The organism is Ensifer sp. SL37 (assembly GCF_026672675.1).
Classification (GTDB): domain Bacteria; phylum Pseudomonadota; class Alphaproteobacteria; order Rhizobiales; family Rhizobiaceae; genus Ensifer; species Ensifer adhaerens.
On record NZ_JAPPRN010000001.1, the window covers coordinates 1,012,836 to 1,025,481 of the forward strand.

The 12,646-nt window shown below is 62.6% G+C and carries 10 protein-coding genes; 1 reads left to right on the forward strand and 9 read right to left on the reverse strand.

Annotation, left to right across the window (positions count from 1 at the left end; all coding sequences use genetic code 11):
- The first annotated feature begins 47 nt into the window (after positions 1–47).
- Positions 48–965, forward strand: coding sequence for a LysR family transcriptional regulator (locus OVA00_RS04630; RefSeq protein WP_051659435.1), 918 nt, complete (start codon positions 48–50; stop codon positions 963–965).
- Positions 966–1,097: 132 nt separating this feature from the next.
- On the opposite strand, the gene OVA00_RS04635 is transcribed toward OVA00_RS04630, so the two are convergent.
- The 9 genes from OVA00_RS04635 to OVA00_RS04675 all read right to left on the reverse strand — a co-directional run bounded on the left by OVA00_RS04635 (position 1,098) and on the right by OVA00_RS04675 (position 12,612).
- A complete protein-coding gene (locus tag OVA00_RS04635) occupies positions 1,098–2,645 on the reverse strand; it encodes a SpoVR family protein (RefSeq protein ID WP_268088140.1) in 1,548 nt (515 codons plus the stop codon).
- Positions 2,646–2,657: 12 nt separating this feature from the next.
- Positions 2,658–3,977, reverse strand: coding sequence for a YeaH/YhbH family protein (locus OVA00_RS04640; RefSeq protein ID WP_268088141.1), 1,320 nt, complete (start codon positions 3,975–3,977; stop codon positions 2,658–2,660).
- Positions 3,978–4,017: 40 nt separating this feature from the next.
- A complete protein-coding gene (locus OVA00_RS04645) occupies positions 4,018–5,967 on the reverse strand; it encodes a PrkA family serine protein kinase (RefSeq protein ID WP_058329685.1) in 1,950 nt (649 codons plus the stop codon).
- A 270-nt stretch (positions 5,968–6,237) separates the two neighbouring features.
- Positions 6,238–7,149 (reverse strand): alpha/beta hydrolase family protein, encoded by a 912-nt coding sequence (locus OVA00_RS04650; protein WP_268088142.1) that lies wholly within the window; start codon positions 7,147–7,149, stop codon positions 6,238–6,240.
- Positions 7,150–7,158: 9 nt separating this feature from the next.
- On the reverse strand, positions 7,159–7,917 hold the full coding sequence (kduD, locus tag OVA00_RS04655) for a 2-dehydro-3-deoxy-D-gluconate 5-dehydrogenase KduD (RefSeq protein WP_268088143.1): 759 nt from the start codon (positions 7,915–7,917) through the stop codon (positions 7,159–7,161).
- Positions 7,901–8,986 (reverse strand): ABC transporter ATP-binding protein, encoded by a 1,086-nt coding sequence (locus OVA00_RS04660; RefSeq protein ID WP_112771351.1) that lies wholly within the window; start codon positions 8,984–8,986, stop codon positions 7,901–7,903. Before OVA00_RS04660 ends, kduD begins: the two co-directional genes overlap by 17 nt.
- 10 nt (positions 8,987–8,996) lie before the next feature.
- On the reverse strand, positions 8,997–10,049 hold the full coding sequence (locus OVA00_RS04665; RefSeq protein WP_192440565.1) for a carbohydrate ABC transporter permease: 1,053 nt from the start codon (positions 10,047–10,049) through the stop codon (positions 8,997–8,999).
- Entirely contained in the window at positions 10,046–11,074 is a 1,029-nt protein-coding gene (locus tag OVA00_RS04670; protein ID WP_268088146.1) for a carbohydrate ABC transporter permease, read from the reverse strand. Before OVA00_RS04670 ends, OVA00_RS04665 begins: the two co-directional genes overlap by 4 nt.
- A 269-nt stretch (positions 11,075–11,343) precedes the next feature.
- On the reverse strand, positions 11,344–12,612 hold the full coding sequence (locus OVA00_RS04675) for an ABC transporter substrate-binding protein (RefSeq protein WP_268088148.1): 1,269 nt from the start codon (positions 12,610–12,612) through the stop codon (positions 11,344–11,346).
- Positions 12,613–12,646 lie beyond the last annotated feature (34 nt).

Consider the following 12,646-nt stretch of genomic DNA (forward strand, 5'->3'; position numbering starts at 1 on the left):
ACAAACCACGTTTATTTGCGAGACCCATTAGGTGAGTTAGGGCATTCATGGTCAGGCCATATCTTCCGCTCAATGCGCTACGCGCTTTCGAAGCCTCGGCGCGGCATCTGAGCTTTACGCGCGCGGCAATCGAGCTCTGCGTTACGCAAGCTGCAGTCAGCCATCAGGTCAAGCTTCTCGAAAACCGCCTGAACGTGACCCTGTTCAAGCGGCTGCCGCGCGGGCTGATGATCACGGCGGAGGGCGAGGCGTTGCTGCCGGTTCTGCGCGATAGCTTCGACCGGATGGCGGACATGCTCGACCGCTTCGAGGCGGGGCATATTCGCGAAGTGCTGATGATCGGCGCCGTCGGCACGTTTGCGGTCGGTTGGCTGCTGCCGCGGCTCGCGGATTTCCAGGCGAAGTATCCCTTTGTCGACGTTCGCCTCTCCACCAACAACAACCGCGTCGATATGGCGGCCGAGGGGCTGGATTTCGCTATACGCTTCGGCGGCGGCTCGTGGCACAATATCGAGGCGACGCGGCTCTTCGAGGCGCCGCTATCCGTGCTTTGCATCCCCGAGATCGCCGAGCGGCTGAAGACGCCGGCCGATCTGCTCGACGAAACGCTGCTCCGGTCCTATCGGGCCGACGAGTGGGTGACCTGGTTCGATGCAGCCGGCATCGCCTATCCGGCGCCCCTGCTCAAGGGCATCGTCTTCGATAGTTCGCTGGCGATGATGGAGGCAGCGGCCCAGGGGATTGGCGTGGCGCTGGCGCCGCCGCTGATGTTCTCGCGGCTGCTGTCGAACGGCACGATGCGCCAGCCCTTCGACGTTCATACCTCGATGGGAAGCTACTGGCTGACGCGGCTGAAATCGCGTCCCGTCACGCCGGCGATGACCGCCTTCCACGATTGGCTCGCTGCGGCGGCCGAGCAGGAGGCAGCGGCCTTGCCGGCCACGCCCGACGTTATCGCAGGCTGAACGTCCGCCACAGTGCAGTTCAACGCAAGCTGCGCCTCAACCGGGTCCCGCGGCGGTGCGTCTTTATGGCCCAATAATTCTAATGTCTGCCACCAATTCTAATGATGGCCACGACGCACGGCTTTTATCCGTTCACTCGGACGATTTTGCCGTCGAGCACTCGTACACCGTGCGCCCGCTTTGGGCATCGACGCCGGCGAGGCTCACCTCATAGCCCCAGAGATGGCGAATATGGCGCATCGTCGCGTCGCGGCTGCCCTCGTCGAGCAGGATACCGTGCTTGACATTGTGCTGCAGCCGCAATTGCCGGTCACCGAGCAGATCGACGTCCATCACCTGGATGTCCGGCTGGTTGGCAGCAACGTCGTAGCTGTTGGCGAGCGCCGAACGGACCGCGGAATAGCCGCGCTCGTTGTGGATCGAGGCAACCTCGACGAAACGATCCGACGAGCGATCTGAGAGCTGGAACAGCCGGAACTTGCGCATCACCGCCGGGCTCAGATACTGCAGGATGAAGGACTCGTCGCGATGGTTCGCCCAGGCGTCGCGCAGCGTTTCCATCCAGTCGCCATTGCCGGCAAAGGAGGGGAACCAGTCGCGGTCTTCCTCCGTCGGCTCGGTGGCGATCCGCTGGATATCCTGCATCATCGCAAAGCCGAGCGCGTAAGGGTTGATGCCCGGGTAGCGCCGGTCGTCGAAATCCGGCTGGAAGACGACGTTGGAATGGCTCTGCAACAGTTCCAGCATGTGGCCTTCGCCAATCCTGCCCTGGTCGTAGAGCCGGTTGATGATGGTGTAATGCACGAAGGTGGCGCACCCCTCGTTCATGACCTTCGTCTGGCGCTGCGGTGAAAAATACTGCGCGATCACCCGCACGATCCTGAGCAGCTCCCGCTGCCAGGGCTCCAGGATCAGACTGTGCTTTTCGAGAAAATAGAGCAGGTTCTCCTCCGGCAGGTTGAGCACCTTCTTGCGCTCGGAGGCGTCGCGCTCAGCCTCGGCCGGGTCGCGGTTCTCGGCGACCTGCGGTAGCGTTCGCCACAGGTCGCTATAGGTCTGCTCCTCATATTCCAGCCTTTCACGCGCTCTCTCGCGCACCTTTTCAGAGGAGAGGCGGGGCGGGCGGCGGTAGCGGAAAACGCCCTGGTCCATCAGCGCATGGGCGGAATCGAGAATGGCTTCGACGGCGGCAGTGCCGTGCCGCTCCTCGCATTTGGTCACGTATTTCTTGGCGAAATCCATGTAGCTCAGGATCGCACCAGCATCGGTCCACTGGCGGAAGAGATAGTTGTTCTTGAAGAAGTGGTTATGGCCGAAAGCGGCATGCGCGGTAACCAGCGCCTGCATCGCCATGGTGTTTTCTTCCATGAGATAGGTGATGCAGGGATTGGAATTGATCACCAACTCATAGGCAAGACCGCGGTGGCCCTTACGGTAGTGATGCTCTTCATAGGCAAAGCGCTTGCCGAAGGACCAGTGCTGGTACATCAGCGGCATGCCGACTGAGGAATAGGCGTCGAGCATCTGTTCGGAAGTGATGATCTCCAGCTGGTTCGGGTAGACGCTGAGGCCCATTTCTCCGAGCGCGACCTGCTCGATCGCGTCGTAAGCGCGCGACAGCGTCGCAAAATTCCAGTCGGACCCCTGGAACAGGAGACCTGAGGTCGTGCGTCTTGCCATCCGGTCTCCCCCTCATTTCCGTGTGCGTACGGTCGGCTGCCGGGCAAAAAGCCTGCGGAAGACCGGGTAGATGTCGGCGGGTTTCGCAATCCGGGTCATCTGGAAATTCGACTTCTCGCCGTCCACCGTGCGATAGGCGCGCCAGAGCGCGGTGCCGTTGTCCGTCGAGCCGAAGATTTCCGTCTCGCGCTCGTCTATGATCTCGACATAGGCATAGTACTGGCAGAGCTTCGTGAGTTTTTCCCGCAGCAGTGCCGCACAATGTTCGCTGTCGCCAATGATGTTGTCGCCGTCGGAGGCCTGGGCCGCATAGATGTTCCAGATCTGCGAGGGGTAGCGGTCCTCGACGATCCTGATCATCTCTTCGAGCGCCGTCGATACGATCGTGCCGCCACTCTGGGTGCTGTAGAAGAAGGTCTCCTCGTCGACTTCGCGCGCCTCGTCCGTATGGCGGATGAAGACGATGTCGATGCGTTCGTAGCGCCGTTTCAAAAACAGGTGCAGAAGCACGAAGAAGCGTTTGGCGAGGTCCTTCTCGCGCTCGCCCATGGAGGCCGAGACGTCCATCAGGCAGAACATCACGGCGTTGGCGTTCGGCAGCGGCTGCTGCTCAAAGCGGTTGAAGCGGATGTCGACCGGATCGACGTAAGGGATGCGCCGCCGCTTCTTCTCGATCCTTTCCAGCTCGACCCGCAGTTCCTTGAGCCTCTGTCGGCTCTTCGCCGTCGGCTCCGGCTCCACTTCCAGTTGCGCGATCTCGTCGGTGACCGCGGTCAGTTCCTTCTCCTTCGGCCGGTGCAGCGCCAGGTGTCGGCCAAAACTGTTGCGCATCGTGCGCCCGACATTGATATTCGTCGGCGTTCCCGCCGTGGCGAAGCCGGCGCGGCGGGGCTTGAAGGTGACCGTTTCCTTGAGACTGAGCTTGACCATGTCGGGCAGCTCCAGATCCTCGAAAAACAAATCCAGCACTTCCTCGCGCGACAGGATGAACTGGAAATCATCGTCGCTTTCGCCGGTTCCGGGCTTGCCCTTGCCGCCGCCACCGCCACCCGCTTCCGGTTTCGGCAGGCGGTCGCCTGCCGAAAACTCCTTGTTGCCGGGAAGCACGTAGTTGCGTTCGCCGGAGCCGCGGGACGGCTGGAACGTGGGCTCGCTGGCACCATCAGTCGGCATCGGCACGCCATGCGCGGCGTCGACGTCGATGATCCTGTCCGACTTGACCTGATCCTTGATGACCCGCTTGAGCTCTTCGCGGGCCCGCTTCAGAAAGCGTTGTCGATTGCCGAGGCTCTTATCCTTCGGATTGAGCCGCCGGTCGATGAAATTCGGCATATACCAATCCCCTGCTTCGGCTCAATCCCCTTCGGCATCGTTAGCCCGCCTTGTTGACCCGCATGTACCAGTCGACCAGTCGCCGGACCTGACGCTCCGTGTAGCCGCGCTCGGTCATGCGTTGGACGAACTCGGCATGTTGCTTCTCGGATGCGCTGTCCTTCTTCGAGCCGAAGCTGATGACCGGAAGCAGGTCTTCGACCTGGCCAAACATGCGCTTCTCGATCACATCGCGAAGCTTTTCGTAGCTCGTCCAGGAGGGGTTGCGCCCATGGTTCTTGGCGCGGGCGCGCAGGGTGAACTTGACGACCTCGTTGCGGAAATCCTTGGGATTGGCGATGCCGGCCGGCTTTTCGATCTGCGACAGTTCGCTGTCGAGGATCTCCCGGTTGAGGATTTGTCCGGTATCCGGGTCCTTGAAGTCCTGATCTTCGAGCCAGGCGTCGGCATAGGCGATGTAACGGTCGAACAGGTTCTGGCCGTATTCGCTGTAGGATTCGAGATAGGCCTTCTGGATTTCGTGGCCGATGAATTCGGCATAGCGCGATGCCAGCTCGGACTTGATGAAGTCGAGGTAGCTCGCTTCCGTCTCCTTCGGGAACTGTTCGCGGCGGATCGCCTGTTCCAGAATATACATGAGGTGCACGGGATCGGCCGCGACCTCCTTGGTGTCGTAGTTGAAGGTTTCCGACAGAACCTTGAAGGCAAAGCGGGTGCTGATGCCGGTCATACCCTCGTCGACGCCGGCGGCGTCGCGATATTCCTGAACGGACTTCGCCTTGGGATCGGTGTCCTTCAGGTTCTCGCCGTCATAGACCCGCATCTTGGTGTAGAGCGGCGAGTTCTCGTGACGGGCAAGGCGGGTGGAGACGGTGAAGCGGCTGAGGCTTTCCAGCACTTCCGGCGCGCAGGGACTCTTGGTCAGTTCGCTTTCGCGCAGCAGCTTCTCGTAGATCTGCCGCTCTTCGGTGACGCGCAGGCAGTAAGGCACCTTCACCACGAGGATGCGGTCGAGGAAAGCCTCGTTGTTCTTGTTGTTCTTGAACTGCAGCCATTCGGACTCGTTCGAGTGCGCAACAACGATGCCCTGATAGGGGAAGCCTCCAAAGCTTTCGGTGCCGTTGTAGTTGCCTTCCTGGGTTGCGGTCAAAAGCGGATGCAGCACCTTGATCGGCGCCTTGAACATCTCGACGAATTCGAGCAAGCCTTGCGTCGTGCGGTTGAGGCCGCCGCTATAGGAATAGGCGTCGGGATCGGCCTGGCTGTAGTTTTCGAGCTGGCGGATGTCGACCTTACCGACCAGCGAGGAAACGTCCTGGTTGTTCTCGTCGCCGGGCTCCGTCTTGGCGATCGCCACCTGGCGCAGCCGCGACGGCATCAGCTTGACGACGCTGAACTTTGAGATGTCCCCATCGACTTCGTCGAGCCGCTTCGTCGCCCAAGGCGAGATGAGGCCGGTCAGCCGGCGTCGGCCGATGCCGTATTTGTCTTCGAGCAGATCGGCCATGCGGTCGGGATGGAAGAGGCCGAGCGGTGATTCAAAGACGGGGCTCACCTTGCCGCCGACCGCCAGCGTGTAGATCGGCTGCTGCTCCATCAGTTTCTTCAATCGCTCGGCCAGAGACGACTTGCCGCCGCCAACGGGGCCGAGCAAATAGAGGATCTGCTTGCGCTCCTCCAGCCCTTGCGCTGCGTATCGGAAGTAACCGACGATGCGCTCGATCGTGTCCTCCATGCCGTAGAAGTCGGCGAAGGATGGATAGATCTTGACGGTCCGGTTGGAGAAGATGCGACCGAGGCGCTCGTCCGCGCTCGTATCGATCAGGGTCGGGTTACCTATGGCTGTGACCATCCGCTCCTGCGCGGTGGCATACATGCTTTTGTCATCACGACATGCGAGGAGGTATTCCTGAAGGCTGATTTCTTCTTGCGCTGCACTGGTATAGATCTCCGAGAAGAGATCGAAGACGTCGCATTCGCTCTTTTGCATCATGCTCTCCCGCGGCCGCTGGCTGAGACGGGGATCGCTGCTTATCGGCTCGCTCATTCGAATAAACGGCGTCCCATTCGCAAAGTTCCTTCAGAATACTCGCTTTCTTGTGATTCTCGAAGGGGTTGCTTTCGATGTTTGAAAGATCGTGAACGCGACATCACGAAATCCTGATCGAGCCGGTGGAAGAAGCGCGAAACGGCGGCGCAGACCGCCTGCTTTAAGCCCGGCGGCTCCGCCATTCCGCGTGATCATGACGGCGGGGTCGCGTCAGTTGCTGCCGGTTTCTGCGAGGTGTTGGGTGAGGAACGCGAGAACCGCGTCGCGCATGGTCCTGGTTTCGCCATGGCCGATGCCGAGTTCTGCAACCAAAGATACGTCACCCTCGGCGCCGGCCTCCCGATAGGCGGCCAGCGTGTCTGCATAGGCGCGCTCCACCGCCGGCGGCGGCGTCAGCGGATCGTCGAGCCCGACGCAGACCAATTGCGGCCGCGGCGCGACGAGCCCGGCGATTGCGCCGGTCGATGTCTCCGCGAGCAGGCCGCGCACGGTGAGATAGTGGCCGTGCCGATCATGCGCTCCGGTTTCGACGAGTGATGCGAAATCGGCGAAGGAGCAGAGATGCGCGGTTGCCGCGATGCGCTCATCGAGCGCTGCCAGGAAATAGGAGAGCGTCGCACCCATCGAAATCCCGGTCATGCCGATGCGGTCGGCATCGACATCGTCGCGCGACGAAAGCCAGGTGAGCGCCGCCTCCTGCTCGGCGAGCATCTGGCCGAAAAGCGTGCGACCGTACCAGAGGGCCGCCTTCGCCGCGGCGCTCTCGGTGACGGTGGAGCGTTCGCCGAATGTCGGCATATCGATGCAAAGGGTGACGAAACCATGCTCTGCCAGAAGGGGGCCGGGCGGGCCGAGCAGCGCCGGCCGGCCCTCGAGCAACTCGCTGGCACCGATCTCGTAGCGTCCGCCATGGGCGTGGGCGTAGAGGATCGCCGGTCGAGGCCCGTCGTTGCCGGGCGGTCGTGTCAGCAAACCGCGGATCTCGGCTCCATTGCGAAGGCTGCGGAAGCGCAGCCTCTCGACAAGGTGGGAGCCTTGCTCTTCCGTCTCGCACGCCTCCAGCACGAGCTCTGTTTTGGCGAGACCGAGAAGCGTCTGCAGGCGTTCGCGAGAAATGGACATGGGTACAATCTATCGAACTAGCCAGCCGCCGTCGACCGGCAGCACCGTGCCGGTGACATAGCCGGAGGCCGGGGCGGCAAAGAACAGCACGGCGGTGGCGAGATCATCCGGCGTGCCCCAGCGCCCGGCGGGGATGCGGGCGGAAATCTGGGCGTTGCGGTCGGGATCGTTGCGCAGCGCTTCGGTGTTGTCGGTCGCCATGTAGCCGGGCGCAATCGCGTTGACGGTAATTCCGCGCGGCGCCAGTTCGTTGGCCATCGCCTTGGTAAGGCCGGCAATGCCGTGTTTCGAGGCGGAATAGGCCGGCACGCGAATGCCGCCCTGGAACGTGAGCATCGAGGCCACGTTGACGATGCGGCCGGCGCGTCCGGTCGCAACCATGTGCTTCGCGGCCGCCTGCGACAGCAGGAAGGCTGCCTTGAGGTTGACGTCGAGCACGCTGTCCCAGTCTTCCTCGGAATAATCGAGCAGGTCGGCGCGGCGGATGATGCCGGCATTGTTGACGAGGATATCGATGCCGCCGAGGGCCGCGGCCGCCTCGGAGATGACGTTGGTCGCATTGAACTTTCTCGAAAGATCCACGGTCTGCTGGTGGAAGCGCACGCCCGCTTCCACGACCAGCGCTGCCGTTTCCGGCATTGGCGACGAGCCGATCGCGGCAATGTTGGCGCCGGCCCTGGCCAGTGCCAAGGCCATGCCCTGGCCGAGGCCGGTGCGGGCGCCGGTGACGAGAGCGGTCTTGCCGGCGAGGTCAAACAGCGCGTTCAAGGCGAAGCCCTTTGTCGTTGAAGAGGTGGATGGGGGCTGCCGCAAGCGACAGCCGGATGTCGTCGCCCTGCGCAAGGTTGTGCTGACCGGGAGCAACGACCAGCAGCTTCTGGCCGGCGACGTCGGCGTGCAGCACGGTTTCGGAGCCGAGCGCCTCGACGAGGCGGATCTTCGCCGGAATGCTGTTTTCGCCCGCATCGAGCGTTATGTGATGCGGGCGCACGCCAAGCGTGATGGGCGTTCCGGTTGCCGCCACGCCGCCCGCCATCGGAACCTCCAGGCGGTGACCGCCCTTGAGCGTCGCGACAGCCCTGTCCGAGCCGGCCGCCTCCAGCGTGCCTTCGAGGAAGTTCATGTGCGGTGAGCCGATGAAGCCGGCGACGAAACGGTTTGCCGGCTTGTTGTAAAGTTCGAGCGGCGTGCCAATCTGCTCGATACGCCCGGCGCGAAGCACGACGATGCGGTCGGCAAGCGTCATCGCCTCCACCTGGTCGTGCGTCACATAGATCATCGTTGCCGAAAGGCGGGCATGCAGCGCCGCAAGCTCGGCGCGGGTCGAGCCACGCAGTTCCGCGTCGAGGTTCGACAGCGGCTCGTCGAGCAGGAAGGCGACCGGGCGGCGAACGATCGCCCGGCCGATCGCGACACGCTGGCGCTGGCCGCCGGAGAGCTGGCCGGGCCGGCGTTCGAGATAGGCTTCGATCTCCAGCATACGCGCGGCTTCGGCAATGCGCTCGGCGATCTCCGCCTTGGGCATGCGGGTGTTTTCGAGCCCGAAGGCAAGGTTCTGGCGCACGCTCATATGCGGGTAGAGCGCGTAGGACTGGAACACCATGGCAAGACCGCGATCGGCCGCCGGCACGTCGTTGACCACCTTGCCGTCTATGGCGAGCTCACCGCCGGTCGGCTTTTCGAGCCCGGCAATCATGCGCAGCAGCGTGGACTTGCCGCAACCGGACGGGCCGACGAAGACGACGAATTCGCCGTCCTTGATCTCGAGGTTGATGTCATGAAGCACGTCGACGGCGCCGAACGACTTGGTCACATTGGTAAGCTTGATGTGGCCCATGGGTGCCCCCTTATTTCAGTCCGGTGCCGGCGATGCCGGTGGTGATGAAGCGTTGCAGGAAGATGAAGACGAGGACGACAGGGATCATCGTCACGACCGTCATGGCGAGAATGAAATGCCACTGCACGTTCAGCTCGCCGGAATAGATGCTCAAACCCACCTGCAGCGTATAGAGTTCCTTGCGCGACAGCACGATCAGCGGCCAGAGGAAGTCGTTCCAGCGCCAGACGACCGAGAAGATCGCCAGAACCGCGAGCGCCGGCGCCGTCAGCGGCAGGATGATGCGCCAGTAGATCTGCCACTCCGACGCCTTGTCCATGCGCGCCGCGTCGATCAGTTCGTCGGGGATGGTCAGCATGTATTGCCGCAGGATGAAGACGCCGGTGGGCGTGGCGACGGTCGGCAGGATCACGCCCCAGAGATTGTTGAAGAGGCCGAGGGCCGAGACAATCGAATAGAGCGGCACCATGATCACCGAGAGCGGCACCATCAGCGTCGCGAGGATCAGGAGCATCGCGAAGGTGCGGCCGCGAAACTCGTATTTGCTGAGCGCGAAGGCCGCCATGGAGTTGACGATCAGCGTGATCAGCGTCGCCGTCACGGTCACGAAGACGGAGTTCCAGAGATAGCGGACGAAGTCGAAGTGCGTGAAGGGCTCGCTGTAGTTCGACGTGGCGAAGGACATGGTGCGCACCGGCGTGCGCTCGGCGATCTTGACCTTGACGATCTCGGTCGGCTTCTCCGGTGAAACCATCTGGCTGACGATGCCGATGCGGCGGACCTCGGCGAGCACCTTCTTGCTGCCATCGGGCATCGTCACCTCATAGAGGTCGAGCGGCTTGTCATAGCCTTCGACCGTCGCCTTCTGCGTCACATAGGGCATGATCGTCGGCGGAAATTCGGCAAGCGCTGCCGGTGACTTGAAGGAGGAGCCGACGAGCCAGACGGCCGGGCCGAACATGATGAAGAGACCGCCGATCAGCCACACCCACGTGAAGACGTCGGTCCAGTGCCAGCCGTTGCGGCCGCGGCAGCGGAAGATGAATTCGGCGACACGGCTCATTTGCGGGCTCCCTTGTTCTCGCCTTTGCGCCCAAGGCCGAGCTGCACCAGCGTTAGCACCACCAGCACGGCGCCCATCAGGATCGAGGCGGCTGCGGCAAGGCCTGGATTGCGCAACTGCGTCGCAAAGCCGGTCTCGTAGATGTACTGCGTGATATAGAGCGTGCTGGTGCCCGGGCCGCCGCCGGTCAGAACGTAGACCTCGTCGAAGATCTGCACCGCGCGGATGAGCACGAGCACGATGACGACGAGCAGGTTCGGCATCAGCAGCGGCAGGGTGATGCGCCAGAAGGCGCGCGCCGGGCGGGTGCCGTCCATGTCGGCCGCTTCATAAAGATCCTTCGGGATCGCCTGCAGGCCGGCAAGCAGGATCAGAGTGTAGAAGCCCATATGCGCCCAGATCGAAACGCCGACGGTCGCGGCAAAGGACCAGTTGCGGTCGTTGAGCCAGGTGTAGGGATCAAAACCGAGGCCGTAGAGCCCGAAGTTGAGCAGGCCCTGGCGTTGCAGGATCCACTTCCAGATCAGGCCGACGACGACGGGCGACAGCAGAACGGGGAAGAAGAACACGGCGCGCCAGAAGCTGCGCGCCATAAGCTCGCGGTTGAGGATCAAGGCCGTCACTAGCGAAAACAGGATCATCAGGCTGACCTGCAGCACGACGAACCACGCCGTGTTACCGACGGCCGTCCAGAAGGTGTCTTCCGCGCAGGAGTTCGGGTCGGTGTAGTTCACGCAGTCAAACAGCCGCGCATATTGGTCGCCGCCGACGAAGCTCCGGTCCGGCAGGAAAAGGGCTGTGCCGCCGGTCATGGAATAGGCGAAGTTGATGAAGAACGGCAAAAGCACGAAGATGCCGAAGATCAGCATGTTCGGCAGCAGGAAGAAGGTCGCCATGCCGCCGATGCCGAGGCGGCGCTGCACCCAGCGCAGCGGCGCATCGATGGCCGCCATCGCCAGGCGAACAGGGGCCATTGCCGCCTCGCCGAGGCCTGAGCCGCTTCCTTTTGGAACATCTGCCTTCATCGCTTGCCACCTCGCCCACCGACTGCACTTTGAAGCGCAACGGTTGTCACCGGATTCTGGTCCGGAGCGCCGCGGGTTTCAATGAGTGCGCGGCGCTCTATCACTTTGATTTTGGTTCCTTCTGCCTTTGTTGGAAGGCCGATGTTCCTTCCCCCGCAAGAGGCGGGCAAGGCTTTTCCGGATGCCCGTAAGTATCAACTTACGCAGCGCCGGCCGATCCGACGGCATGACACGTCACGCCGTCAGCAGCCCGGCATCGATTGTGGCGATCAGTTACCGGTATCTTTCACCTTGGTGGCGATATCGGAGTCGATGCGGGCGAAGGCCTCGTCGACTGTCATCTCACCGGCAGCCGCCTGGCTGACGCGGGTGACGAGCGCACCGTAGACGGCGTCGGACCAGAGCCAACCGGGAAGCTTGCGCGCCTCGTCGGAGAGCGTCTTGCTCGCCTCGACGAAGGCGTTGAGCGCTGCCTTCGCCTGGGCGTCGTCGGTCTTGAAGTCGAGACCCTTGGCGAGTACGCCCTTGTGCGCGGGCAGGAATAGGGTTCGCTCGGAGAACTCCTTTACGATCGGTTCGCTCGCGAGGTAGTCCATTACCTTGGCGACGTCCTTCGGGTTCTTGGTGTACTTGACCGCAACCAGGCCGGCGCCGCCGGTCATGCCGGTGCAGTTCGTCGGGCCGCAGGGACTGCCGGTCGCGACCCAGTCGAAGTTGGTGCCGATCTTCGTCGAGAAGTTAGGCACCTGCCAGGAGCCGGAATAATAATAGACGAGCTGTCCGTTGATGAAGTCGTCGGCCGCCGCCCGGTAGGTCGAGCCCGCGGCCGAAACCCACACGTCCTTGCTCATCGTGCCGTCGGCAACCCAGCCGACGAAGGTCTTCAGGAAGTTCTTCGAGCCGTCGTCGAGCGGCGCCGGCTTGCCGTCGGCGCCGATGTAGTTGCCGCCATAGGCAAGGTTCGGGCCGCTCAGGCGGTGACCGGAGCGGTCGAGCGCCATCGGGAAGGGCACTTGCTGGTTTTCGGCAACCTGCTTGGCGGCCTTTGCCCAGTCGTCCCAGGTGGCATCCTTGCCGGGAATGGCGACGCCCGCCTGATCGAACAGCGTCTTGTTGGCAAAGCCGCCGGCAATGGTGATCTGGGTCATGAAACCGGAGATCTGGTTCGACCCGTCGGGACGCATCCAGTCCGCCTGGCCACCGAAGTTTTCGTCCCAATAAGCCGCATCGGCAACGAGCGGCCGCAGGTCGAGCCAATGCTGGGCCTGTGCCTTCAGATTGGTGACGCGGGCGATATCCGGGCCGTTGCCGGCTTCGAGTTGCACCGGCAGCTGCTCCTTGACGACGCTGTAGGAGACGTTGTCGAGGATCACGTTGATCCCGGGGTTCTCCTTCATGAAGCGATCGAGCAGGTCCTTCAGCACCTCGCCTTCGACGCCATCGGAATACCACATGATGCGCACGTCGCCGGCCATTGCTGCCGTCGACGTCAGAAGCCCGACGGCGAGCGCCGCGAGCATCGTCTTGGTCTTCTTCATTGTCCTTCTCCTCCACTTGATCCTTGGACGAGCT

Coding starts and splice junctions, on each gene's coding strand:
- OVA00_RS04635 (WP_268088140.1), bottom strand. CDS start 2,645: ATGGCAAGACGCACGACCTCAGGTCTCCTGTTCCAGGGGTCCGACTGG.
- OVA00_RS04675 (WP_268088148.1), bottom strand. CDS start 12,612: ATGAAGAAGACCAAGACGATGCTCGCGGCGCTCGCCGTCGGGCTTCTG.
- OVA00_RS04640 (WP_268088141.1), bottom strand. CDS start 3,977: ATGCCGAATTTCATCGACCGGCGGCTCAATCCGAAGGATAAGAGCCTC.
- OVA00_RS04630 (WP_051659435.1), top strand. CDS start 48: ATGGTCAGGCCATATCTTCCGCTCAATGCGCTACGCGCTTTCGAAGCC.
- OVA00_RS04650 (WP_268088142.1), bottom strand. CDS start 7,149: ATGTCCATTTCTCGCGAACGCCTGCAGACGCTTCTCGGTCTCGCCAAA.
- OVA00_RS04660 (WP_112771351.1), bottom strand. CDS start 8,986: ATGGGCCACATCAAGCTTACCAATGTGACCAAGTCGTTCGGCGCCGTC.
- OVA00_RS04670 (WP_268088146.1), bottom strand. CDS start 11,074: ATGAAGGCAGATGTTCCAAAAGGAAGCGGCTCAGGCCTCGGCGAGGCG.
- OVA00_RS04645 (WP_058329685.1), bottom strand. CDS start 5,967: ATGCAAAAGAGCGAATGCGACGTCTTCGATCTCTTCTCGGAGATCTAT.
- OVA00_RS04665 (WP_192440565.1), bottom strand. CDS start 10,049: ATGAGCCGTGTCGCCGAATTCATCTTCCGCTGCCGCGGCCGCAACGGC.